The organism is Pedobacter sp. AW31-3R (assembly GCF_052180285.1).
In the GTDB taxonomy this organism is placed as follows: Bacteria; Bacteroidota; Bacteroidia; order Sphingobacteriales; family Sphingobacteriaceae; genus Pedobacter.
The window spans coordinates 4,626,494-4,652,009 of record NZ_CP197475.1 but is presented as its reverse complement, the minus strand read 5'-3'; the positions used below and the strand labels follow the sequence as shown (position 1 = coordinate 4,652,009).

General features: G+C 43.6%; 21 protein-coding genes. 10 read left to right on the top strand and 11 right to left on the bottom strand.

The window, feature by feature from the left end; translation table 11 throughout:
* The first annotated feature begins 248 nt into the window (after positions 1 to 248).
* The 5 genes from ACSBL2_RS19095 to galB all read left to right on the top strand — a co-directional run bounded on the left by ACSBL2_RS19095 (position 249) and on the right by galB (position 11,080).
* Positions 249 to 3,467, top strand: coding sequence for a TonB-dependent receptor (locus ACSBL2_RS19095; RefSeq protein ID WP_442588154.1), 3,219 nt, complete (start codon positions 249 to 251; stop codon positions 3,465 to 3,467).
* 23 nt (positions 3,468 to 3,490) lie between these two features.
* Positions 3,491 to 5,083: a RagB/SusD family nutrient uptake outer membrane protein gene (locus tag ACSBL2_RS19090; RefSeq protein ID WP_442588153.1), complete on the top strand. Its 1,593-nt coding sequence runs from the start codon at positions 3,491 to 3,493 to the stop codon at positions 5,081 to 5,083.
* A gap of 114 nt (positions 5,084 to 5,197) precedes the next feature.
* Positions 5,198 to 7,396, top strand: a complete 2,199-nt coding sequence (locus tag ACSBL2_RS19085) for an alpha-N-acetylglucosaminidase (protein ID WP_442588152.1) — start codon at positions 5,198 to 5,200, stop codon at positions 7,394 to 7,396.
* Positions 7,397 to 7,406: 10 nt separating this feature from the next.
* A complete protein-coding gene (locus ACSBL2_RS19080; RefSeq protein WP_442588151.1) occupies positions 7,407 to 8,606 on the top strand; it encodes an acyltransferase family protein in 1,200 nt (399 codons plus the stop codon).
* A gap of 17 nt (positions 8,607 to 8,623) precedes the next feature.
* The gene (gene galB / locus ACSBL2_RS19075; protein WP_442588150.1) at positions 8,624 to 11,080 is read left to right on the top strand and encodes a beta-galactosidase GalB; all 2,457 of its coding nucleotides are present in this window, start codon (positions 8,624 to 8,626) and stop codon (positions 11,078 to 11,080) included.
* A 205-nt stretch (positions 11,081 to 11,285) separates the two neighbouring features.
* Here the strand turns inward: galB and ACSBL2_RS19070 are convergent, their stop codons facing one another.
* Complete coding sequence (locus ACSBL2_RS19070) at positions 11,286 to 12,503, bottom strand: DUF4374 domain-containing protein (protein WP_442588149.1); 1,218 nt, start codon at positions 12,501 to 12,503, stop codon at positions 11,286 to 11,288.
* 27 nt (positions 12,504 to 12,530) lie between these two features.
* Positions 12,531 to 14,942 (bottom strand): TonB-dependent receptor, encoded by a 2,412-nt coding sequence (locus tag ACSBL2_RS19065; protein ID WP_442588148.1) that lies wholly within the window; start codon positions 14,940 to 14,942, stop codon positions 12,531 to 12,533.
* Positions 14,943 to 15,553: 611 nt separating this feature from the next.
* Here ACSBL2_RS19065 and ACSBL2_RS19060 point away from each other — a divergent pair.
* The gene (locus ACSBL2_RS19060) at positions 15,554 to 15,814 is read left to right on the top strand and encodes a hypothetical protein (RefSeq protein ID WP_442588147.1); all 261 of its coding nucleotides are present in this window, start codon (positions 15,554 to 15,556) and stop codon (positions 15,812 to 15,814) included.
* 39 nt (positions 15,815 to 15,853) lie between these two features.
* Here the strand turns inward: ACSBL2_RS19060 and ACSBL2_RS19055 are convergent, their stop codons facing one another.
* On the bottom strand, positions 15,854 to 16,414 hold the full coding sequence (locus tag ACSBL2_RS19055) for a hypothetical protein (protein ID WP_442588146.1): 561 nt from the start codon (positions 16,412 to 16,414) through the stop codon (positions 15,854 to 15,856).
* Positions 16,415 to 16,474: 60 nt separating this feature from the next.
* Positions 16,475 to 16,780 (bottom strand): Crp/Fnr family transcriptional regulator, encoded by a 306-nt coding sequence (locus ACSBL2_RS19050; protein WP_442588145.1) that lies wholly within the window; start codon positions 16,778 to 16,780, stop codon positions 16,475 to 16,477.
* Positions 16,781 to 16,783: 3 nt separating this feature from the next.
* Here ACSBL2_RS19050 and ACSBL2_RS19045 point away from each other — a divergent pair, with 3 nt between their 5' ends.
* From ACSBL2_RS19045 to ACSBL2_RS19035, 3 genes are all read left to right on the top strand, one after another.
* Positions 16,784 to 17,092, top strand: a complete 309-nt coding sequence (locus ACSBL2_RS19045) for an HD domain-containing protein (RefSeq protein WP_442592245.1) — start codon at positions 16,784 to 16,786, stop codon at positions 17,090 to 17,092.
* A 119-nt stretch (positions 17,093 to 17,211) separates the two neighbouring features.
* Positions 17,212 to 17,403 (top strand): hypothetical protein, encoded by a 192-nt coding sequence (locus ACSBL2_RS19040; protein ID WP_442588144.1) that lies wholly within the window; start codon positions 17,212 to 17,214, stop codon positions 17,401 to 17,403.
* A gap of 42 nt (positions 17,404 to 17,445) precedes the next feature.
* Entirely contained in the window at positions 17,446 to 17,922 is a 477-nt protein-coding gene (locus ACSBL2_RS19035) for a DinB family protein (protein ID WP_442588143.1), read from the top strand.
* A gap of 60 nt (positions 17,923 to 17,982) precedes the next feature.
* Here ACSBL2_RS19035 and ACSBL2_RS19030 read toward each other — a convergent pair whose 3' ends face one another.
* Genes ACSBL2_RS19030 through ACSBL2_RS19015 form a run of 4 tightly spaced genes read right to left on the bottom strand, consistent with a single transcriptional unit; the run spans position 17,983 to position 20,514 of the window.
* The gene (locus ACSBL2_RS19030; RefSeq protein ID WP_442588142.1) at positions 17,983 to 18,651 is read right to left on the bottom strand and encodes a response regulator; all 669 of its coding nucleotides are present in this window, start codon (positions 18,649 to 18,651) and stop codon (positions 17,983 to 17,985) included.
* Between the two features lie 11 nt (positions 18,652 to 18,662).
* Positions 18,663 to 19,454, bottom strand: a complete 792-nt coding sequence (locus tag ACSBL2_RS19025; RefSeq protein ID WP_442588141.1) for a sensor histidine kinase — start codon at positions 19,452 to 19,454, stop codon at positions 18,663 to 18,665.
* Entirely contained in the window at positions 19,435 to 20,085 is a 651-nt protein-coding gene (locus tag ACSBL2_RS19020; RefSeq protein WP_442588140.1) for a hypothetical protein, read from the bottom strand. The genes ACSBL2_RS19025 and ACSBL2_RS19020 overlap by 20 nt, the downstream gene beginning before the upstream one ends.
* 18 nt (positions 20,086 to 20,103) lie before the next feature.
* Positions 20,104 to 20,514 carry a hypothetical protein gene (locus ACSBL2_RS19015; protein WP_442588139.1) on the bottom strand — a complete coding sequence of 137 codons (411 nt, stop codon included), beginning with the start codon at positions 20,512 to 20,514 and terminating at the stop codon, positions 20,104 to 20,106.
* Between the two features lie 249 nt (positions 20,515 to 20,763).
* Here ACSBL2_RS19015 and ACSBL2_RS19010 point away from each other — a divergent pair, with 249 nt between their 5' ends.
* Positions 20,764 to 21,186: a hypothetical protein gene (locus ACSBL2_RS19010; RefSeq protein ID WP_442588138.1), complete on the top strand. Its 423-nt coding sequence runs from the start codon at positions 20,764 to 20,766 to the stop codon at positions 21,184 to 21,186.
* On the opposite strand, the gene ACSBL2_RS19005 is transcribed toward ACSBL2_RS19010, so the two are convergent.
* The 3 genes from ACSBL2_RS19005 to ACSBL2_RS18995 form a co-directional block, all read right to left on the bottom strand.
* Complete coding sequence (locus tag ACSBL2_RS19005; protein ID WP_442588137.1) at positions 21,179 to 21,991, bottom strand: Cof-type HAD-IIB family hydrolase; 813 nt, start codon at positions 21,989 to 21,991, stop codon at positions 21,179 to 21,181. The two genes, ACSBL2_RS19010 and ACSBL2_RS19005, sit on opposite strands and share 8 nt — an antisense overlap.
* A 317-nt stretch (positions 21,992 to 22,308) precedes the next feature.
* The gene (locus tag ACSBL2_RS19000; RefSeq protein ID WP_442588136.1) at positions 22,309 to 23,124 is read right to left on the bottom strand and encodes a hypothetical protein; all 816 of its coding nucleotides are present in this window, start codon (positions 23,122 to 23,124) and stop codon (positions 22,309 to 22,311) included.
* On the bottom strand, positions 23,096 to 25,498 hold the full coding sequence (locus ACSBL2_RS18995; RefSeq protein WP_442588135.1) for an alpha-L-rhamnosidase-related protein: 2,403 nt from the start codon (positions 25,496 to 25,498) through the stop codon (positions 23,096 to 23,098). The genes ACSBL2_RS19000 and ACSBL2_RS18995 overlap by 29 nt, the downstream gene beginning before the upstream one ends.
* Between the last annotated feature and the right edge of the window lie 18 nt (positions 25,499 to 25,516).

Sequence of the window (25,516 nt, the reverse complement as noted above, 5' to 3'; positions counted from 1 at the left end):
ACAACCATGAAAAAAATCTACCAGAAGGATTCATAATTGCCACAGAAATACGTCCTAAAGAAAGAATACCGGATTGAGTCGAAGCAATCCGGTAAAAATTCCGGGCGTATCAAATTATGATGTGAACTCACTAAATCTCAACCCAAAATCAACCAAAGGTAATGAAATTTTACAACCATCCCGGTAGCGGATATGATATCTGCTGTCCCAAACAATTATTGCGAATTATGAAAATAACCATACTCATAATGACCATTTCTTTACTTCAGGTAAGTGCTGCTTCCCTGGCTCAAAAAGTTAACCTGTATAAGAAGAATGCGCCTTTAAAAGTCGTGTTTAATGAGCTGGCCAAACAAACAGGATATGATTTTCTTGTGGATGCAAAAACACTGGAAAAAGCAAAGCCTGTGACTGTGAGCTTTAAGGACATCTCCCTGGAAGAGGCACTGGAGATCTGCTTTAAAGATCAGCCACTGGAATATTCTATTGATGATAAAAGCGTAGTGGTCAGCGAGAAGGACAGGACAATATTTGAGCGTATCAAAGAATATATCAATGCGATCATCGTCACCGGAACAGTAGTAGACGATAAAGGTGCCCCTTTACCTGGCGTATCTGTACAAATTAAAGGAACGACTAAAACTGTAGCTACAGGCAATAACGGTACTTTTTCAATCAGCGCAGAAAAAGGTGCGGTATTGGTTTTCCGCTATATTGGTTTCGAAGCGAAGGAAGTTACTGTTGGCAATGAAAATAACCTGAAAGTTACGCTGACGGAGGATCAGAAAGCTTTAAATGAGGTGGTCGTGGTTGGTTATGGTACCTCTACCAAAAAAGAACTGACCAGTGCCATCACCACGGTAAAGGCAGAGGATTTCAATGCTGGGGTTGTAACCAGTCCCGCGGCATTACTGGAAGGTAAAGTGGCAGGTTTAAATATTACCAGCGATGGAAACCCGAACGGAACGGCAACGGTCACCTTAAGGGGACCATCTTCCCTAAGGGCAGGTGCGGCATCATCACCGTTTTATATTATTGATGGCGTTCCCGGCGCAGACTTTAACCTTGTTGCTCCTTCCGATATCGCTTCTATTGATGTGCTGAAAGATGCTTCTGCATCAGCTATTTATGGTACAAGGGCTACCAATGGGGTGATTATTGTAACCACCAAAAAAGCTAAGCCTGGCCAGTTAAGGATGAACTATGATGCTTATGCCTCCATGGAAAAGATAGCCAACCAGTTTGAGCTGGCTACAGCAGATCAGCTGAGGGCTTATGCAGCCGCTAACGGACAGAGTTTTACACCTGAGAATGACAACGGTGGCCAAACAGACTGGCAGAAAGAAACCCAGCGCAACAGCGGTTTTGCACAAAATCATAATCTTTCTTTTGGCGGCGGTACAGAGAAGACCACTTTTGGTGGAAGTATCAACTACCTGGAAAACCAGGGGATCATTAAGAATACTGGTTTCGACCGTTTTGTAGGAAGGTTAAATTTATCACAGAAGACCCTGAATGATAAATTGAAACTGGATTTCTCTTTAAGTAATTCAGTGACCAGCTCCGACTTGCTGGTGAATGATATTCCTTTAACCAAACTGGATGGTAAAGACCCGGGTTTCTTTAAATCGATTATTCAATACCTGCCTACCCGTACGGTGTACAACCCCGATGGTTCCTTGAATGTAGACCCTACCCTGGTATTGGGTTACAACCCACTCGGTTTAATCACCAACGATACGTATCAGCAGAAGATTAATTTGTTACTGGGTAACATCAAGGGGGAATTGAAATTACCAGCAAACATCTTATATAATTTCAACCTTGCTTATCAGAACAAGACCACGGATAACAATACTTATTACGATTCAAATTCTGAGCTTGCCCAAAACCTGAATGGTTCGGCTATCCGCTCTACTTATCAGGATACGAAAAAGTTATTTGAAAATTACCTGAGCTATTCCCATAAATGGGGGACTAACCATGATTTTAAAGCACTCTTAGGTTACTCAATAGATGAGACGACTACGGGTAACGGCTTTCAGTCTACCAACCAGAATTTTATTTCTGATGAAACCAGTTACAATAACCTGGCTTTAGGTACTGCCCCGGCAGGTTACAGAGTGAATTACGGTACGGTTCAGGTGGAAACTTTACGTTTAATCTCCTTTTACTCCCGTCTGAATTATAGTTATTTAGGGAAGTATATCTTTCAGGCTTCCATCCGTCGTGATGGGTCGAATGCTTTCGGTGCAAATAACAGATGGGGTTATTTTCCTGCCGGTTCCGCTGCATGGAGAATCATTGATGAGTCGTTCATGAAATCACAATCTTTATTTGATGATTTGAAAGTGCGTATTGGTTATGGTAAAACAGGTAACTCACAGGGGTTCCCGGCTTATACCCCACTCATACAATATGGTACTACCGGTAGTTTTTATTACAACGGTGCGTTTATAGGGGCTATAGGACCTACGCAAAATCCAAACCCGGATTTGAAGTGGGAAACTACGGGTACAGTAAATGCCGGGGTTGATTTCTCCATTTTAAAAGGAAGACTGGGCGGTTCCGTAGATGTGTACCAGAAAAAAACCACCGATATGATCTCTGTGATCCCGGTTTCTACAGTGACCAACCTGGTATCTACACTGACGGCGAATGTGGGGAGTATGGACAATAAAGGAGTGGAGATCAGCCTGAACGGAACACCCCTGAAATCTGCCGATTTCAGCTGGGAGAGTTATGGAAACATATCTTTTAATAAAAACAGAATCACTTCACTCGGTACAAATATTTCAGAGATCTATGCCGGTATTCCTGAAGGCCCTGGACAAAGTGGGGTGAGTGTGTCTATTATTGAAGCGGGATATCCATTGGGCGAATTTTATACCCTGAAATATATAGGTTTAACCAACGGGGTATCGACCTATATGGGGGCAGATGGAAATCCAACCACCACACCAACCAGTGCAGACCAGACGTATGCAGGGAATGCCCAGCCCACCTATATTTTTGGATGGGGTAATAATTTCACGTATAAGAATTTTAGCTTTAACTTCTTTTTCCGCGGTCAGGGAGGCAATAAGATTATGAATGCTTCATTGGCAAGTTACAACCAGCCTACACAGGTAACTACGCACAACGTGCCGGTGTTGACTTTATCAGAGCCTGTGACAGATATCAATGCACACCGTTATTCCACGAGATATCTGGAAGATGGTGCATTTATCCGGTTGGCCAATGCAACGCTGGCCTATAAATTTAAAGTTCCGGGAAATTATGTGCATGGCATCCGTTTTTATGTAACAGGAACCAATTTGTTTTTGATCACGAAATATAAAGGTGTTGATCCTGAACTTAATTTGAGCCTGAATAATCAGGCCAGCGGCCAGTTTATCGGGGTTGACAGCAATAACTTCTATCCTAAAACTAGAAGCTTCCTGGCTGGTATTCAATTGGATTTATAGTTTAACCTTCAAAATCAAACAAAATGACTCATTTCAAACAACATATAGTATTGGGCTTAATGGCCTTCACGGGATGTATCGCTGGCCTTACAGGATGTACCAAGCTTGATATTGATCCGGTTTCTTCACTTACCCCTGCCAATTTCCCTAAAACAGAAGCGCAGTTTATTGCGGCAACAGGGCCGATATATACCACATTCCGCGGGGGGCCGGACAGGGCTTACTGGTTAACCGCAAATCTTGCTGCGGATGAAAATGTGATGGTGGCCAGGGGTGGCAACTGGTTTGATGGCGGGATATATGCAGCCATGAACCTCCATACGTACGACCAGGATAATTCATTGGTACAGGCAGACTGGAGCTGGGGATTTTCTACGATCAGTACCTGCAATCAGGTTTTATCACTGTTCAGTACCGTGGAGGAAAGTGCCGCTAAGTCACAAACAGTGGCTGAAATCAAAACCATGCGTGCCTTGTCGTATTTTTATATGATGGATATGTTTGGTAATATCCCTATTTCCAAGACTTTCGGAGATACGACTAACCTGGGTACACAGTCCCGCGCCCAGGTGTTTGCCTTTATTGAGAGCGAATTATTGGAGCAGGTTCCAAATTTAAGCACTGCCGTAGACGCGACTACGTATGGCCGTCCTACCAAATACCTTGCCTATGCCTTACTGGCTAAGCTGTACATTAACGCTGCTTATTATGTAGGTACAGACAGAAGCAATGATGCCGTAGCGATGTGTGATCAAATTATTACTGCCGGAAAGTATGCCCTGGATGCAGATTACCTCGGCATGTTTAAACCGAACAACGGCCCCCAGATCAAGGATTTTATCTTCGCTGTTCCATTTGATAATATACAGGCACTGAACCAGTATTACGCGAGGTTTACCATGCACCCCGCGTTGCGTGCAAAGTACAGCATGCCTTATTCTCCGGCCGGACCGATTTATTCCTTCTCCAGTTATTATGCTTTGTATACCGACCCGAATGATATCAGAAGTAAACAATACTTAACCGGAAAACAGTATACCCATACCGGTGAGCCGATTATGATTACCACAACCAATAAGGGGCTGGATGACAGTTATAGCGGTCCCAATCCAACAGCTACGGTTCTGCACCAGCTGGAATTTACTCCTGATATTATCTGGAGGAACAACGCTACTTTCGATATTGGCAATGATGAACTGGCGAACGAACAGGGCTACAGAAATATCAAGTTCTATCCGGATAGTACTTCTACCACGAGGAATCAGAGTAATGACCTTCCGCTGTTCCGTTATGCAGATATCCTGCTGACCAAAGCAGAAGCGATCCTGCGTGGCGGTACGGCCACAAATGGAGATACTCCACTGTCCCTTGTCAATGCAGTAAGAGCACGTGCAAATGCCGGAGCTTTAACGGCGGTAACACTTCCCGTGATATTGGATGAAAGAGGAAGAGAGCTGGCCATGGAAATGTGGCGCAGAAATGACCTGATCCGATTCGGTCAGTATGAAAAAACCTGGGGTATCAAAACCAATACCGATCCCCAACGCCGTATTTTCCCTATTCCGAAAGGTGAAATTCAACTGAACCCTAAATTGGTTCAGAACCCTGGATATTAAAAAATCTCCAACACCCTGTGCAAATAACTTTTGCATAGGGTGTTTTTAAACCTTAAACGAAACTGAACCATACATTGAAACTGGCGCAATAGGCTGGTTCATCAATCCATTGATATGAAAGAGAGAAAGAAGTTAGTGTTTTTACTGTTTTGGTTTTTACCTGTATGTACCTATGCGCAAGATCAGGTGGCCAGTTCCTATGCGCTGATTAAACGGGTAATCCCCGCCCGTGCCAGTTCTTTTATCGTAGAAGAGTTGCCCTCTACCGAGCCACAGGATGTTTTTGAAGTAGAAAGTTCGAAAGGGAAAATTGTTCTGCGGGGGAATAATGGCGTAGCCGTGGCTTCTGCTCTGTACCATTACCTTACTGAATATGCCCATTGCCAGATTACCTGGAATGGTACCAATTTAAATATTCCCAAAGTGTTGCCCCTGGTCAGGGAGAAAGTACACAAAACTACGCCTTATGAATACCGGTATTACCTGAATTACTGTACTTACAATTACAGCATGAGCTGGTGGGACTGGGAACGCTGGGAGAAAGAAATTGACTGGATGGCCTTGCATGGCATCAATATGCCACTGGCACTGACCGGTCAGGAGTATACCTGGTATGAAGTATATAAGGATATGGGATTCACTGATCAGGAGCTGAGTACTTTTTTCTGCGGACCAGCCTACTTCGGCTGGTTCTGGATGGGCAACCTGGATGGCTGGGGTGGTCCTTTGCCGATGAGCTGGATGACCAGCCACCGCGATTTGCAGCAGCAGATTTTAAAACGGGAACGTGAACTGGGAATGAAGCCCGTATTGCAGTCGTTCACCGGCCATGTGCCCTCGGCTTTTAAACAACGTTATCCTGGCTCTAAACTGAAACAGACCAACTGGACCAACGGATTCGATGATACGTATATCCTGGATACTGAAGATCCGATGTTCGAACAGATCGGACGTAAGTTTTTAGCGGTACAAACCAAACTGTATGGCACCGATCATTTGTATTCTGCAGATACTTTCAATGAGAATGAGCCGCCCACAGATGATCCCGCTTATTTATCGGCCCTGAGTTTAAGGATTCACCAGGCGATGGTGAAGGCTGATCCAAAGGCCATCTGGGTCATGCAGGGCTGGTTGTTTTATAGCGACCGTAAGTTCTGGAAAACTCCGCAGATTAAGGCTTTACTGGAATCGGTACCCAATGAACACATGATCATGCTGGACCTGGCGACCGAGATTGAACCGGTATGGAAACGTACAGAATCTTATTATGGCAAACCATGGATCTGGAATATGCTGCACAATTTCGGAGGCAATATCTCTATGTTCGGCCGGATGGAAGGTGTGGCAGAAGGTCCTGCGAAAGCTTTACATGATCCTGCTGCGGGTAAACTGAAGGGGATAGGACTTACCATGGAGGCGATAGAACAGACCCCGGTACTCTATGAACTGATGACCCAGCATGTATGGCAGGATGAAGAGATCAATACCAGTCAGTGGCTCAGGAAGTACATACTGAACCGCTATGGCAAAGTTAATGAACATACGGTAAAGGCCTGGGATGTGCTGAAAAAAACCGCTTATAATGGGCAGGCTATCCGTGATGGTGCGGAATCTATTCTGACCGGCAGACCAACGTTCGACTCTGCTACCGTATGGACTAAAACGAAGCTGAATTATGAACGTAAAGATTTCCTGCCCGCCTGGGATGAGCTGATCAAAGCAGCACCCCTATGCGCTAAAAGTGATGGGTTTAACTATGATCTGGTCGATGTTTCGAGACAGGCACTGGCCAATTATGCCAGACCATTGCAGAAGAAGTGGCTGAAAGCCTACCAGCAAAAAAATACGACTGACTTTGCAAACTATTCAGCGCAATACCTGCAGCTGATGACCGATATGGACGAATTGCTGGCTACCCGCAAAGACTTTTTACTGGGGCCATGGCTTGCCGATGCGAGAAATTGCGGAACAACAGCAGCAGAGAAGGCCCTATATGAGAAAAATGCACGCGACCTGATTACGCTATGGGGCGGTGCAGATAGTCCGCTGAGGGAGTATTCCTGCAGACAATGGAGCGGTTTGCTGAACGACTTTTATAAAGTACGCTGGCAGAAGTTTTTCAGTTTGGCCTCCCAATCGCTAAAGGCGAATAAAGAGATGGACCTGAAGGCTTTTGATCAGTCAATTGCTGCCTGGGAATGGAGCTGGGTGAATACACAAAAAGCTTATCCGATTACCGAAAAAGGAAATAGTGTAGCCGTGTCACAGCGCCTCTATAAAAAATACAGAACGGTGATGGGACAGGATTTATAATTGGTTGAGTATGGACAAGACATTGATACCCGCCAAAGGTTCTGCAGTTGCTGCGGAGAATATTTTTCCTGCAGCAAAATTACCCCGTTTATTGTCGCTCGATGCCTTACGGGGCTTCGATATGTTCTGGATCATGAGTGGCGAGCATGTGGTTCATGCTGCTGCCAAAGCGACCAACTGGCCTGTGTTGCTCTGGTTTTCAGGTCAGTTACACCATACAGAATGGAATGGCATTACCTTTTATGATATGATCTTTCCGCTGTTCCTGTTCATTGCTGGGGTATCTATGCCTTATTCTTTCCATCACAAGATGGAAAAGGCAGGGGTAACTGATCCCATGGACCTCCCCGGAACAGATAAAAGGAAAATCTATGTGGCTATGATTCGCCGTACACTTATCCTTCTTTTTCTGGGATGGGTTGTCAATGGGCTGTTCAGGTTTGATGGGGTTGAGAATACACGTTTTGCAAGTGTACTCGGACGTATCGGCCTGGCCTGGTTTTTTGCGGGACTGATTTATATGAACTTTAATCTTCGCGCACAGTTGTACTGGTTTTCCGGAATATTGGTCGCTTACTGGGCAGCGATGTTATTTATCCCGGTTCCGGGTTATGGGGCGGGGATATTGACCATGCAGGGCAGTCTGGAGTCGTATGTAGATCAGTTGCTGTTGCCTGGCCGGTTACACGATCCGGGCCATGATCCTGAAGGGATTCTTTCTACTATTCCTGCAATTGGCTCTGCCTTGCTGGGGGTATTTACCGGTCAGTTTTTAAAGCTGAACAGCGAAAAATGGCCGATGTATAAAAAGGGTATCGCCTTGTTTGTTGCGGGACTGTTGCTGATTGCGCTAGGGATGTTGTGGGACCTGAATTTTCCTGTCAACAAGCGTTTATGGTCCAGTTCTTTCGTCCTTCTGGTAGGTGGATGGAGCATGGTTTTTCTGTCGGTTTTTTACCTGATTATTGATGTTGCGGGATACCGGAAATGGGCTTTCCCTTTTGTCCTGATCGGTGTGAATTCTATCCTGATCTACCTGGCAGCCGAAGGAATGATAGACTTTAAACAAACCAGCAATTTTGTATTCGGCGGACTGATCAATCTGGCTTGTGCCACATGGCAGGATACCCTGGCCGCATTGGGTGTGGTGTGTACACAATTGGCCCTGTTGTACTTTTTATATAAAAACAAGATCTTTCTAAAGATATGAAGCATATGGTTTTCAAAATGGCAACCTGTTTAGCCCTTCCTTTTATTTTTCTGCTGGTTTCCTTTACCGCATTTTCACAGGGCCGCAAAGAATATCTTTTGCAGGACAACTGGAAATTCAGCAAAGGTGATCCCCTCCGGGCAGCAATGCCTGATTTCAATGCGAAGACATGGGAGACGATTAGTATTCCGCACGACTGGGCAATTAAAGGCCCTTTTGAGGTCAATAATGATATTCAGGAAGTGCAGATCAAAGAAAACAATGAGAAACAGAGCAGCGTAAAATCCGGCCGTACAGGCGGATTGCCGTTTATTGGCACAGGCTGGTACCGCAAACCACTTAGTGCCTCTTTTTTTAAGGCAGGACAGCGTGCAGTTTTGCTGTTCGATGGTGCGATGAGTTATCCAACAGTATTCATCAATGGCAAACAAGCCGGGCACTGGGCTTATGGGTACAATTCTTTTTCGGTCGACATTACGGCTTTTCTGAAGGCCGGTCAGGAGAACATTCTGGCAGTTCGGGTAAAGAACCTTCCGGAAGCTTCCAGATGGTATCCCGGAGCAGGTTTGTATAGAAATGTACACCTGATTGTGACGGACGAAGTGCATATTCCTGTCTGGGGCACGTACATTACGACACCGGTCATCAATGCAGGTTTTGCCAAAGTAAACATTCAAACAAAGGTTGAAAATCATGGCCTTGCCGCGCAAGAGTTGAAACTGGTTACGGAGATCAAAGATGGTTCAGGAAAAATACTGAGCACAGGTAGCTCTTCTCTTGCGGAAACAGATGAATCACAGTTTGAACAGCAGCTGATTGTTAAAACTCCTGTTTTATGGTCGCCGGAAAGCCCGGTACTGTATACTGCAGTCTCCAGATTGTACGCAGGAAAGGAACTGAAAGATGAATATGAAACTACATTTGGCTTTCGGACAATAAAATTTGAACCTGTGAAGGGATTCTCCCTTAATGGCAAATACCGCAAGTTCAAGGGTGTTTGTAACCACCATGACCTTGGTCCCCTGGGGGCTGCCATAAACCTGTCCGCGCTTCGCAGACAATTGACGATCCTGAAGGATATGGGCTGTGATGCGATTCGTACTTCGCACAATATGCCGGCACCGGAACTGGTCAAGTTATGCGACGAAATGGGCTTTATGCTGATGGTGGAGTCTTTTGACGAGTGGAAAACACCTAAAGTAAAAAATGGCTACCACACGCTGTTTGAGGAATGGGCAGAGAAAGATATGATCAATATGGTGCATCGCGATAGAAATCACCCTTCTGTGGTCCTATGGAGCATAGGAAATGAAGTTCGCGATCAGGATGTCGTTAATGGGAATAAACTGATCACGTTTTTACAGGATATCTGTCACCGGGAGGACCCGACCCGCCTGGTCACCATGGGAATGAACCATTATGACCAGGTCATGGACAACAACTTTGCTTCGGCCATAGATATTCCCGGATTTAACTATAAACCGGATAAGTATGAAAGTGCGAATACACGCTTACCGCAGGGATTTCTATTGGGCACCGAAACTGTATCCACGGTAAGTTCGCGTGGCGTATATAAATTCCCAGTGGAATTCGCTAAAATGAGAAAGTACGCGGATAACCAAAGCTCTTCCTACGATGTGGAATACTGTGACTGGTCGCAGGTGCCGGATGATGAGTTTGCAAAACAGGATTCACTCGAATTTGTAACAGGGGAGTTTGTATGGACAGGTTTTGATTATCTTGGAGAACCCACTCCCTATGATGAATCATGGCCTTCCCACAGTTCCTACTTTGGCATTCTGGACCTTGCCGGTTTGCCTAAAGACAGGTATTACCTGTACAGGAGCAAATGGAATACAGAGAGCCCTACTTTACATATTTTACCGCACTGGACATTTCCCGGTAGGGAAGGGCAGGTTACCCCTGTGTTTGCCTATACCAGTTATCCTTCAGCAGAGCTGTTTATCAATGGTAAAAGCATGGGCAGGCAAACGAAGAATAACAGTTCCAATACCAGTACATACAGGTTGATGTGGAAGGAGGTGACCTACCAGCCCGGTATGATGAAGGTTGTGGCTTATGATCAAAATGGTAAAGCTGCTGCGGAAGAAACCGTTCATACCGCAGGCAAACCCCATCATCTGGTACTGGAAGCCGATAGGGATCTATTGTCAGCCGATGGGAAAGATCTGAGTTATGTGACGGTTAAAATTGTAGACAAGGATGGGAATCTTTGTCCCGATGCAAGTGATGAGCTGACATTTACTGTTTCGGGAACAGGAAAGTTTAAGGTAGTGGCCAATGGCGATGCAACAAGTTTAGCGCTGTTTCATGTACCACATATGAAGGCTTTCCATGGCATGCTGGTGGTTACCCTGCAGTCTTCAAATAAAGCAGGTGAAATGGTGTTGAAGGTGAAAGGCAAGCAATTAAAGCAGAGCAGTATGTCAATTCAAAACAGGACAGTTCAATAACTCTTCATCTGCCATCAATATAATTTACCGGCGAAAAGAAACGAATTCATTGGGATAAAAAGAAGAAGCCGTATCATTAACGAGGCTAAACCTCTGAGAATTGAATATTTGAAAATGCTTCCGTAGGAGGGTAGGAGTAAAAACAACAAGAATGAGGGTGGTCATGATTGATGATACACCCTCTTCTTTTTTATTGGGAAATGATTTATTTCATCCTTGCGATACCACCTGTGAAGGTTGCACTAACAATTGCACCTTTTGTTGCGGTAGCTGTTGCAATATCGGTTTGGTAGATGTTGACCACACCATTCACATTGGCACTGACATACACTTTGCCTTCATCAAGTAAAGCGGCAAAACTTCTGCCTCCGTCGCCTGTAAATGTGGGTGAATTTTTCACATTGGTAATGGTTTTTTTCACCAGGTCTACTATAGCAAATCTCAAACCTGCATCTGCCCATTGGTTGCCTGCATTGGAGGTATTGGTGATCTCTGCAAATAGTTTATTGTTGCCGATATACAGGGCATGGATAATTTTTCCGCCGTTTGCAGCGGTATCCGTACCGAAGTAATAATCGGTATCAAATGTTGTTGCACCTGCTGCAATCTTAAGAATAGCCGGGGCTTTGGTAGATTGAGAAAAACCATAACCTGAGTGTGATACCGTATACAGGTCGCCCGATTCCGTCTGGAAAATTCCTGACCTTGTTCCAAAAGTACCTGCAGGGCCTGTACGTGCGTCTTTTATTACTTTATTTAAGACAAAACCAGGATAGCTGTAGATCGCCACATAAGCGGTATCTGTATTTTTTGTCACATAAGTAGCACTGTTGATCGGATAAAAGGTCTGGAAAAGCTGGTTGCCTCTGACCTGCATACCGGTATGGAGGAACCAATCCTCTCTACTCGGATGAATGCTGTTCATTGGAACCTGTACATTTGCTCCAATGGTGTTGCTGGCAATATCAACGGTATAAAACCTGGCATTCAATCCTGTAGCAGCATTCACCGGGACTGCCAAACCTACCATTGTTTTGCCGGATCCATCTCCCTGGAAGTCTACATTTCCATCTGCAAAAGTAAGACCTGTTTTTGCGGTCAGCTTACTTGAGGCGTCTAAGGAATAGGTATTTACATCTACGATACCAAGACCACCGATGCTAAAGAATTTCCCGCCACCAAAAGCATAATCACGGTACCCTTCCTGCAGAATTCCATTGTTGACCAATGAGATCGTCCCACTCATCAGGTCGCTGGTTTGCAGTACATAATTGGTCGTGCTGGTGGTCGTGCTTACCCCAAGTCCAAGTGCATATACTTTATCCCCAACGGTCTCATTGTTTTTATCTTTGCTGCAGGATACTGCGGCAATGGCTAAGCCGGCAAAAATTCCTGCTTTGAATAGTTGTTTGATTGTACTCATAATATTAATTGATATGTGTTTTTATGATTATTTGCTAATGAAGTATCTCAGTTTCAGGAAAACTGACCGTCCCGGTTTCTGTAACTTATAATTGTCGAATAATTTGTTGTCCATGAAATTCCTGCATTCCAGGGAAATGTTGTATTTGCCATTGCCAATGACATAGTTTGCCATCAGGTTATGGGCGAGTTGTCTGGGAATGATGTCCTGATTGTCATTACCCAACTGACTTGGAGTGAGGTAGTATTTCTCTACATAGTTGAGACTGTAATTGATGTTCAGAGAATTTTTTTCTCCAGCTACCCGGTGAAAAACTGTACCTAAATCAAAGTTTCCAAAGAGGTAGGGCATATTTGGCAGACGGTAGTTATAGTTCAGATTCGCCACAGTAATGGTATCTACCAGGTTTTCAACAGTGAGGAATTCCGTTTTATCTATAATCCTTTGATAGGTGACATTCACCGCTGCATAAATTTTATCCTTCCATGAATATTTGACTTCTGCTTCCCCGCCCGTTGTTCTTACAGCCCCGACATTGATAAACTGGCGGTTGGTAGGTTGGGATTCCAGTTGATTCAGGCGAATGTAATCTTTGGCATTCCTGTAGATGAAGTTCGCTTCAACACTTAATTTATTATTTCCGCTAACCGGAAAGTTATAAATTCCACCGATGTTCAGGTTATTACTCTTTTCAGGTTTTAAATCCGGATTTGGTGCATAGAACAGGGCATCACCTAAAATCTCTATGGATTCAGGTAAACGGTAGGCATGCTCGTAGGATACCTTAGCCTGTAATTCAGGTACAATAAAATAAGCTGCAGCAGCACCATAACCAAGGTTGCTTGTATTTTGTGAAGTGGCAGCGTAGTTTGCGGTATTATTTTTTGAGATGTTTTCGAATGAACGTGCCTTCTGATAATACAGCTTGGTAAATGCAGTTGCCGTAAACAGATCAGCCGTGGTTTGCCAGGCAAGTCCCATTACCTGTTTGGTTACACTTTGGGGATATAAAAAGGTAATATTGTCGGGATCTTCTATATCACTTGATTTTCTGCGGAAGTCGTTTAAGGCATAATTGTAGGAAATGGCATTGCGGTGATCAATCCTGTAGGCAATGTTCGCCGTAACGAGTGCTTCATTGTCTTTATTTTTTATTTGGGTTCTGTTCCTTTCTGAGCTGAAACCTCCGGTAGTTTCCTGTAACCAGTTATACCTGACCAAGGAGGTGTCAATCACCCTGTTCCGGGATAGGTTATACGCACTGTACAAGCTTACGTCAAGCCCATTGGTAAATAGATTGGCTTTTTTATATTTCAGGGTTGGAATCGTGGAGGTACTTCTTGTTTGAAGCGCCCCAAAGACCTGGTCCATGGTCACACCAGTCTGCACTTCTTTGTCATTTCCAGAGGTTATGATCCCGAACAAGAGTTTATCTGCATATTTTTTTCCGGTTACGCCGGCCTCCATCTGAACGGTTCCGGATTCATATCCGTCATGGAAACGTTTGATGTCCTGAAAAGGAAGTTTGCTGTTGTTTACTATGGGCTGAACGTTTACTGTATAATCGTTATCCGAATAATTATAGAAGGCATTGGTACGGATGGTAAAACCTGTTTTGGCATTGGTATAGGCTGCATTTACGGAAGCTTTATGGGTGTTGAAAGAACCATATCCATAGGAAACATCCAGGAAATTGGGATTTGTCCTGGTCACTACATTGACTGCGCCACCCAATGCATCTGCGCCAAGGGTGATAGGTAATACACCCTTATAGATTTCTACCCGCTCCGCCATGTTGCTCGGATAGTTATTTAGGGTTAAGGAAGATCCGAAATTATCCATGGGAATACCGTCCAGAAAAAACTTAACCTGCTTTCCGGAAAAACCATTTAGTGAAAAGGTGAAATCTGAACCTGTACCTCCATTTTCCCGGATCCTCACCCCTGAAGTTTTGTTCAGGGCCTGATTTAAATCGGCCGAGGTATTATACAATTGCCTGGCATCAATAATATTGACATTAAATGCCTGCTCCTTGATCTTTTTTACCTGGGTTTTTCCGGCAATTTTCACCTCGTGCATCTCATTGTCACTGACTAAAATCAGGGGCTCCATAGGAGTTTCACGTCCTGCCTGGATCTGTACCTTAACGTTTTGTCTGCGGTAACCTACAATTGAAACCTGTAGTTCGTAACTTCCGGCTGAAGCTTTGAGTTGGAAGCTTCCTGAAGCATTGGTTGTTGTTTTAACGGATGTTCCACGTAAACTTACCGTCGCATTTTCAATAGGCTGCTGCTCACTGTTGCGTATTGTCCCGGAAACTGTGCCCTGGGTATTTTGGGAATAAACGTTAGTGGAAGAGAAAAAAAGAGCAAATAACAGGATTAAACCGGCAGGTGACAGAAATGTCATGCCTTTTAAAGGAGGGGTCTTGGTAATCATGAATTCAAATTGTAAATCTTAGTGTTTGGTAGTTAGTGGTTTATTGTATTATTAAGACTAATTCCTAACAGTGCGCAATATTACATTAAAATTTTTACAAAGATTAATATAAGATTAGAATTAATATAAATAGACTGTTTTTTTACAGATTGAAAATCTCATCGGCAGTGTAGACAGTGGACAAGGGCCGACAAAATTGGGAATGAAATTTCTTTAAAACGAACTCTCCTGGATATCAAATAATTTAAAGAATTGGGGTAGGGGATAATCACACCTGGATAGATGGAGTTAATTTATTCCATAATTGAGGAAACACTAAGGTTGAAAATTAATTTTTTATTAAAATAATGGACAATAAATGAATAGTATTGATTAATTTAGATATTGAAATTGTAACGTAATTTTTTTAAACAGAAGCCAATATTATGCCATTACCGGTCTGTGATGACGCTTCCCCTAGTACGGGATTACAGGTCGGGACCTGCAACTGTGATATGATCGTTTTATTTAAGCATCAAAGCATTTATGTGCAGGCTTTTATTGGAGAAGAACGATACAATTGTACCAGAACCGAAAATGTTCATTTATTAAAGGAATTTTAAACAGATCAAATGATGGATTCACCACATAGAATTGAAATTATACAGGTTTTTGAAGGAGAGTTGAGCCAGGCTACGGCCATACAGCAATTGCTGGTCGAATTTGATATTCCAGCCTTCCTTTTCAACGAAAGGAGCAATGATACCGGTGAATCTGCTGTCAATGCAGGAGTTGAAGACCGGGTATCTGTGTTGGTTTCAGATGAATATCAGGACAGGTCTTTAAAACTTATAGAAGAATATAACAACAGCACTCCTTTGAATAGGGACTGATGCACCGGCATACCTTGTACTCCTGCAGCAATAGCAGGTTCAGCGGGCAACTCTTTTAAGTTGCTTTTTTATCATTTTTGCCCTGGCAAAAAAAGCGATACTTTCTGTCGCTGTAAGATGGTCAATGGTTTCCATTAATTCTTCCTCTATCCAGTCGTAATGCGGGGAAAGATTGGCGAGCGACTGCATACAGTGTACTTTAACGGCCACCAAAGTCTTCGGGTCAATCAACCAGATAAAAAGGATTTCAATCACCGAATCAAAGTTGATATCCGGGACCAATTGCCGGTAGAATTCACTGGCCTTCCTATCGGTCATCAGTGCGACCATCTTTGCGTAATGGCGCATGGCGGAAGGATTTTTTTGCCGTGGGAGTAAAGCAAGAAAATCAGGGATATAAGAATGGAAAAATTCCGGCTTGCAGGCCAGGAAATGTTCCAGCATCCATGCTGCCCGGAATGCAATTTCCTTTTGATGATGAAAACTCAGTTCCATCAGGTCGTTTATCTCCAGGTTATCATTCTCAATAATAGCAGAAAAATGTACTGCCCGGTTAAGGCTAAGCACCTCTAATACTGCAATCAATTCATTTTTATCCAACCCCTTTAATTTTAAGCCAAAATAAAATTTTAATCTCAGTAATTCCTATGCTGCCTTTGCTTATTTGAGCTGGATTTTTTTTAGGCTCCTGTTTAAGCTTCTCAGGGTGATACCTAAATAATTTGCGAGGTCATTTTTTTCAATCATTGAAAATACGTCGGGAAAAGTATTTTTGATCTGGATCAGATTCTCTTCTAAAGAATGGGTTTGTATGAAGGAATGCCTCAATGCCTTGTACCGGATTTTGCTGGCCAGCGATTGCATGAGCAGTAAATTGAACTTTTTATTTTCTGAAATGAGGTCTTTGAATTGGGGAATGGAGATTTTAATGCAGGTAGTTTCAGAAATTGCTGTTAAAGTGGCCATCCCCTGCTGAGCCCCTGTATCAGATTCTGGTATGAATTTGAATATGGAGATTCTGAAGAAAGATATTTTGCCAAAGCCATTGACCGGTTTGCCCCGGTGTTGATGAATTATCACAATTTCGGTGGAACCTGGAAAAAGTATCACGTTTCCTATGAAGAGCTTCTCCTTAAACTGAATCCGATTGAAAGAGGATCGAAGGCGTTATGGGAACTGACATTGTCCTACCTGGTCGATCTGTTGCATAAGGGGCATATTAAATCAATGCCAGATGAATTCCGCCCAAAAACAAACCATAGCCAGGAGGAAATTTAAAACCATAAGGGGTACGGCTTGTTAGTATTGAAAACTAGAATGGTGAAGCCATTATATACTGATGAAACCATCATAAGCTTATGATCGCTTCATCACCTTTAAAAATCAATTACATACTGATGAAAAATAGCCAGGACACAAAAACGGAACAAGAAAAAAAAGACCTTAAAGTTGGGGTGATTCCTCTGGATGAAATCAGCGGTAGCGATGCAGACACGGCATATCCTGAAAATGATGGAGCCGACGTGATTTCTGCTGACCAACAGGCTGAAGAGAATAAAAACAGCGATGCCGCAGCTGAAACAGATTAACTTAAACCACTTTGCATGTTTTTATAATTAAATAGATAGATAATGGAAAATCATACCGCTATTTTAATCCAGGAACTGAAGAAACTCCTAAACGGTGGTACCGCACATGTTGGTTTTGCTGCTGCGGTGTCCGGTATTCCTTTTGAATTATTAGGGGAGAGACCCTATGGGCTGCCTTACAGCATTTGGCAATTGGTGAGCCATATCCGTATAGCCCAATGGGACATGCTGGAGTTTAGCAAAGATGGTTCTGACCAGTCTTTGCAATGGCCCGATGAGTATTGGCCAAAAGAAACTGCTCCGGCCAGCGAAAAGGACTGGCAAAATGCACTGGAAGAAATCGATAAAGATCTGAAAGCATTTATAACCTTGCTCGATGACAGGGATTGGTTTGAAACAATTCCCAATGGGGAGGGGCAGACGATCTTAAGGGAAGCCCTTCAGCTGGCAGACCATAATGCCTATCACATTGCTGAAATTGTGGTCATCAGAAGACTGCTGAACAACTGGAAAAATTAAGAATCCGGTTGGAAAAATAGCCCAGGTCGCCAAATATCTTCCAATGCTGAGTAGAGATGATTATAAAAATGGAAAGTCTACGATACCATGTTTAATCGCAAATAGTACCAGGCCTGCTGTATTTCGGCATTCGGATTTTAGCAGGAGGTTATTCCTGTGGCCTTCTACTGTACGTATACTCAGGAAAAGTTTTTCCGCGATCTCCGCATTGTTATATTCCTGGCAAATTAACTGTAAGATTTCTTTTTCCCGTTTGGTAATCTGGCTCATCCTATTTTCGAGGAGCGTAAAGTTCTTTGTCTGTCCGGATGCGGCCTGCACGGACCTTAATACCTCACGGGTTAAATACAATCCGTTTTTATAAACCGCATCAATTGCCGTAAACAACTCATCGGCATCACAGTTTTTGTTGAGGTAAGCACAGGCTCCTGAACTGATCGTTTTTCCAATGATGCGGTCCTGGGTGTAGGAGGATAGAATGATCACATTGATCCCGGGAAAATCATCCTGAAGGATTTTAGTCAGTTCAATTCCGTTCATTCCTGGCATATTGAGATCAATCAGGGCGATATGGGGAAGCTCATCTGCGGTTTTCAGCTTTTCTAAAAACAGCAAGCCATTTTCTTCCTTCATGACAACGTCAAAGCGTTTTTCGCTCAGCAATAAGGCGTGAAGGCTTTCCCTGAAAAGATGCTGGTCCTCAGCAATAGCAATATTGATTTTCTGCATGGTATAAAGGTTTAAATGGGGATCTCTATCAACACTGCAAATCCGGTCTGCTGTTGATCTGGAAATACCAGTGTAGCATTTAACAGTTCTGCCCTGCTCTCCATATGGTAGAGGCCCCTGCCTTTTTTACGTTCAGGCTGCTGGGTTAATCCTTTTCCATTATCGGCATAACTGATGGTCAGGACTGAAGGAGAGACGGAAAAGGTCAAGGTGATTGCTGTTGCTCCGGCATGTTTGATCGTATTGGTAATCAGTTCTTCTATAATGCGGTAAACAGAGAGGGAAGAGTTGAGCTCAAGCTGATCAAGGGTTTGGCTGGCATGGTTCTGTAAGCTCAGCTGTATATTGTCCGATTGGTTTACGGTGTGGCAAAGGTCTTCTATCGCTTCTGAAGTACTGTTCAAGGTCAGGATCTCAGGCGAAAGGTTATGCGAAATGTTCCTTACGTTTTTAATCGTGTCGGCAACAATTGATTTTACAGACAGTTGAAAGTCGGAAAAACCTGAGGCATTATACGGGCTCCTGAAAAACCTTTCTGTAATGATATGCAGATTGGAAAGTGCATTGCCCACATCGTCGTGTAAATCCCTGCCTATACGGGTCCGTTCTGCTTCCTGGGATTCAATCACTGAACGCAGCAGTGCTTTCTGGTATTCCAGCTCATTTATTCTTTCCTTTTCCCTTTGCAACATTAATTTCTGACGGCTGCGGTACAATAAAAGAATAAAGGAAATGACCAGAATGAAACTTCCTAGCATGGCAATAATAACGAGGATGTATATGTTATCTGTCTCTTTTTGCATCTATAAATCCTTTTGTAAACAGTAAGTACATGATGAATACCAATGTGGCATGAATATTCCAAATGAGCATGATGATCTCATGACTGGCTTTCTGGCTGATGTAATTGGAGAAAGTGAATTGAAAAAAAGAACCGGAAAAATAGAGGAGTAAACCTATGACAACCCACATTTCCGGACGTGTTTTGCTGATTTTATAATAATTATCCTCATTTTCTTTAAGGAAAAACATGCTGCAGACAATGATGATGATCGCACCCAGGGGCCTGGTATAGGCATTATAGACGTCACCAGTTTCATAAAAAATGTAGTTGACTAAACAGAGCAAAGGAAATGTCCAACCCATGACCTTGATGTATTTTAAAGTGGTGGTGCTGAGCAATACCCTGGAAAAAAAACGAAGCAGTAATACTACTTCAAGAGGCGTATAGAGATGGAGAAGCGTTAAATTGTTAAAGCGCTGAAAAGCCAGGTAAGCGGCACAGCCATTCACAACTCCGGCAAATAAAATATATACCAACAGTGCTTTCATGGCACTGTTGGTATAACGTGTATTACTTATCGCAGCAACGATGGGAATTAATATCGATAAAGGAACAACTATCCCCTGATATAAATACGACAAGGATGCCATTAGAGGAAATCAGTTAAATTAGGAATTAAGTTCATTGTCTTTTGGGCAGCTATTGGGACAGGGCATCGTGAAATCATAAATTGATGAGGAATTTTCAGCTTCCCCTCCAGGATAGTTTTTATAAAAATCCTCAGCTTCGGTAGCCGGACAAAGGAATAATTTAAGATCAGAGCATGAGGAGTTCGCATTTGGTACAACTCCGATATAGGCCCTTGCCCCGGTTACCCCCAAATCCTGATAGAGGTCAACCAGCGATTTCAGGTCTTCCATGGGAATAAAAAAAGACTTGATTTCGTTGACGTTATCACCTAAATGATTGGTCGCTATTTTTCTCCACAGGCTTGTGGCTTCTACAGCTTTGGCAACAGGAACCCTGTTCCCGTCTAGTTTTAATTCTTCGCTTTTTTTTCTTTCGTTTTCGTGTTGCATTGATATGTTGTTTTAAGATAAATCAAATATTGTATTTATTTGATAAAAGAAGCTAATGGAGTTCATAAAAATTATTTAACGTCGGGAGCGCGCCATCCACTGGTGACCAAAACCAGGTAGTAGTACCTGGTTTTGAAAATCAGGTACTACTACAGGTAAAGCTATAAGGTGAATCCTCTTACTTTGTTTAAAAGCAATCGGGTGTTTGTTTACACCTTTTTTTACTGTTTATACTTTATTAATCATCATATGGATCATTTCGAATCGGAAACTCATCAGCAGCAGGTTAACATATTAAATGACCAGCTGCATCAACTCGGAGACCTACAGTTAAATGACCTGGATGTACAGATGAGTACACAAACAGCTAGCAATGGATTACAGGCAGAAGGTCGCCTTAGCCAGGATGCTGATGTAGAGGCCTTATGCAGGTCTCTTCAATATACACCCGATACTGCCGTTTCCCGGGGCAGGCGGCAGCGACTAAGAGTTACCTTCTCTGGTTGGCGTTATATAGCGCATCCTTTTCTATACCTGCTGCAGACCAGGCAAACCCTATCCCTGGACAAAACAAGCACCTCAAGGGAAGCTGTTGCATTCCCTGGGCTGTTGATCTGGATGTGTACAATGGTGGCCATGATCATTTTAAAAACCTATATTCAGATTAGATGACTTTATGGTATAACAATGCTTTCAAAATGCCGTCATTGTCCACATCATCTGTGACATAGTCGGCTATATCCTTGACATTCTGATTGGCATTGCCCATCGCTACACCAATTTGGGTGTACTCCAGCATCTTAATGTCGTTACCGCCATCGCCGAAGGACATGGTTTCTTTGACATCAATCCCGAAATGTTCACAAAAGGTGATTACCCCAACTTCTTTACTCAATCCGTTGCAATTGATGTCGGCAAATAATGGGGTCCATCTTGTGGCAACAGAGTTAGGCATGATCGTATCCATGAATTCCTGTTCCTTATCCGGACTTAGAAAAATATTGGCTTGGAGGACACGATCAATGTTTGTATCTTTTCTATCCATCAAAGGGGGCACGGGAAGGTTCAGGTGTGCATACATCCCTACAATTTCCGGTGCATTATCATTAATTTGAATACTGTCTTCATACATCAGTGCAAAACTGAGCGGATGCTTTTCGCTATAATCCAATAAGCCCTGTATATCTGCTGGTAGGATGCTCTGCCGGTGTAATACCGTTCCGTCTACGGTTACACAACAGCCCCCGTTGAAACAAATGAATCCATCAAACTCCAGGTCTTTCACATGGTCGATGGCATTGATGGAACGTCCGGTTGCAATAATTATTTTGATGTTTTTTTCACGCAGTTGTTTAATGGCAAGTTTTGTGGATTCTGGAATCGCATTCGTTTTGAAACTTATTAAGGTTCCGTCAATATCAAAAAATACGGCTTTGATCTGAGGTTCTTCGTTTGAGATGGATGGTGTATGTAACATGTATGTTTTTAAGCCTTTTTTTTATCTGTAAATATCTGGACCCCGGCGTTCTTCTTGTTTTCTATTTGAATTCAGGAATTTGCATGTTTGCTCGCTCATGCGCTTCTATTGTTGTTATTTGAATTCAGGAACTCACAAGCCGGGTTTGCATGGGCTGTTTGTAAGCGCTATGCTGATGATATGTTCAACAGGCCTAAAGTTCGAAATTTTTATTGATCATCCGGTTATAAGGATAGCATATAATGATATTTTAACTTTATCATAACGTAATGCTCATTATCCTGTGAGGATTCCCGCAGGATAAATGAGCATCAATTTCACTTCCGGACCTGGAAATCCGGGTAGATTTTTAAGATCTCCTGCCAGATGGCTTCAGTAATGGCCATCATGCCCTGGTCTGAAGGATGCATGGCTACGCCTTTATTTTCAAACTGGCCAATGGCCATATTCCCCGGGCTTTCTGATAATTTACCCAGATTGATGAACTGCCCTTTTCTGATATGACTTGCTGCGTACATGGCCTGGGTCACTACGGGCCTGTCCCAAAAGGAGGCGGCAGTCAGCAGGTGGGTACCGGGACTCCTCGCCATCAGGTAATCCATCAATTTTCCGAAATGCAATTCAAAATCATTTTCCTTTGCCTTGAGCGGATCGACATTTTCGCTTAACCTCAGAATAACGAGGTCCGGTTTTAAATCCGCGAGACTATCGAGCAATGCATAATCATAGTTCCGGTAGTTCCGCTCATAATCGGCAATGTTTTTAACATCAACCTGAATAGCGGGGTCTATCTGATTCAAACGTTCGATCAGCAGGTGAACAAAATCTTTATTTTCCGCAGAAGCGGCCATGCCCCAATTGCCATACCAACCTATGGAAGGTTTTGGCGAGTGGATGGTGATACTGTTTCCTAAAATCAATACCCTTTTAAGAGGTCTTTTTAAAGGCATAGCCGTGGTTTCGCCCGCTGCCTGTTTGTTGAAGTCCTTCGCCATAAAACCTGTGAGGAGTAACATCAGCAGGACAATGGGCATTAGGATTGTCCTGCCGGTTATTTCATATGGAAATACAAATACCTGTTTCATCTCTTTCCTGATCTGATTTCTAAAATTGGATATTATTTTTACCTTCATGCAGTGGGATTTGTTTTCCATTCCAGACAAATATGCCATTTAGACCTTTGGGAAGGCTGATTGCGGCTACCCCTGTTTTTTTACTTTTTCTGTTTACGACTACGGTAATTTCTCCCTTTGGAGAAGGCATGCTGCCCGACACCTGGCTGAGTTCACCCAATTCGGGTTTAATCTGTACCGTTTCAAAACCTGCCGACAAGGGAGTGATGCCACAAATGGTAGCCAGAAAATCATAGTTGGGACTGGCACTCCAGGCATGGCAGTCAGATCTGCTTGGATCCGGATTTTCCGCAAACGTGGTTAATCCGGCTTTGAGCATCTCCCGCCATGGGGTCAACTCCCCATAGTAGAGGCTGCCCAAATCGGCTGCTTTCAAAGCCTGGTTAAGGTAAAAACGGTAGTAAAAAGTGGCCTGTGAGAGCGACTTGTCTGACAGCACTTTTTTCATCAGTACCTGTTTGTCTTTTTCCGGGACTACACCAGCCAGTATCGCCATGATGTTGGCATGCTGACTAAAAGTTTTTTTGTCGGGCGTATCGGCAAACAAGCCCCTGGAACTATCATAACAATGGAGATTTGTACCTTTACTAAGTTCTTCTGCAGTTCTGAGGCAAGCTTCTGCCCTGGCCGGCAGATGGAAATGGGTGTATAATGCTGCGGCTTGCTTTAGGGTATAAATATACTGCAGGGTAATGATTGCAGAATGTCCGTCAGTAGCACCGGGGGGAACACCCATGTCTGGAAATGAAGCACTCCAATCCGTAAAGTTCCACCAGGTCATTGGGCCGAGCATTTTTTTAGCCGGGTCAATCCGGTTATCGAACCAGTTTAAAATTCCCTCGACAGCACCAAGGTGTTTTTTCAGGAAAGCATCATCATTCCGGTGCATCAGGTAATCATGCAACATCGAAATCCAGAACAGTGAAAAGGGAGGGATGACCTGAAGGCGGTTACTGGGATACCTGCCCTGCGTCAATCCTTCCGGCACTCTGGAATTGTAAAAATCTACGATTGCCTTTCGCATCAACCGGTCGTCACCACTCACATATAAAGATATTAAGGCCTGTATCCTCGTATCGGCTTCATATTGCAATTGTTCATAATAAGGACAATCGTAATAGGTTTCTCCTGCACATAACCGGGCAGTTCTCCAGCCTGCGTCCCAGATGTCTTTTAATGAGGCATCATTGCTGCTGAACGAAGCCTTTTCAGTGAAAGGATAACCTGTATACCTGCCATAAAAATCATGGATCACCAGGGGTTCTTCCTTTGTGGCAATATCCAGCTGAATGTACCGGTAAGTCCGTTGCCAAAGTGGCCTGAACAACCGTTCAGGCTGGCCGTCGGGTTCAAAAATATCATAATTGCCAATTATTTCTTTTCCCGTGATCTCATTCCTGTTCCCTTTGTGGCCATCTTTGAACAGGGCTTCTGCATAGGTGATTTTAATGACTGCCCCCTTTCCTTTGCCTACCAACAGCTCAGGGTAGGCCAGGGTGTTGACCGACTGGTCAATTAATATGCTCACTTTCTTGCCAGCGGGAATCGTTAACGGTTTTTTGCCGGTTAAAAATTCGCTGCCTGCCTCTATTCCGGATACCTGCCTTACCTGAGAAAATCGCTGCAGCGTTTCCTGCATCAGGGGAATGTTCCTTGGTACCATGGTCCACCTGTTATCGGTACCATATCCAAAGGGTTCAGGCTGCGCTACTTTTTCTGCAGGTAACCAAGCCGCATCATTAAAACTTAATTTTTCCCAATCCCATGGATAGTCTGCTGCTTTGACATGGTCCCCCGGGCCAATGACCATATAGGTTTTCAGGCGCTGGCCATTGTCCATAGAACAGGGGCTGTAAGCTTTATTGGATACCACTTTCCAGCTGTCGTTGGTATTGACCAATTGTTCATCCTGGGTATCGCCTTGAAGGACAAAAGCAGTCTGATTGGATAGTTGTGCAACGGTAGCATGTTCCCCCATGTTCCAAACCATGGCGGCCAATACATTCTTTCCTGCCTGCAGAAAAGGGGCAAGGTCAATTGTTTCATAATACCAGTTATACAGATCGCCGCGGGCGGGGCCGTAACAGACCGCCTTTCCGTTGACAAAAAAACGATACCGGTTATCGGCACTGAGGTGAACAATAAACTTTGCAGGTTTTGTCGCCAGATGGATCTGCTTTCTGAAATGATAAACACCATAAGCTTTTTGAGGGACATTGGGGCAAGTGACCCATGCTGCCGTCCATTTTTGTTTGAGCAATGCAGGGTTGACCGGAATTTCCTGCGCAAAAATCCGGTTGGGTATGAACAACCCTACTACTGCAAAGAAAAACAGTGACAAGGCAGTGGGCTTTTGTTTGAAATATGGTATCATAATAGTGGATTTTCAGGA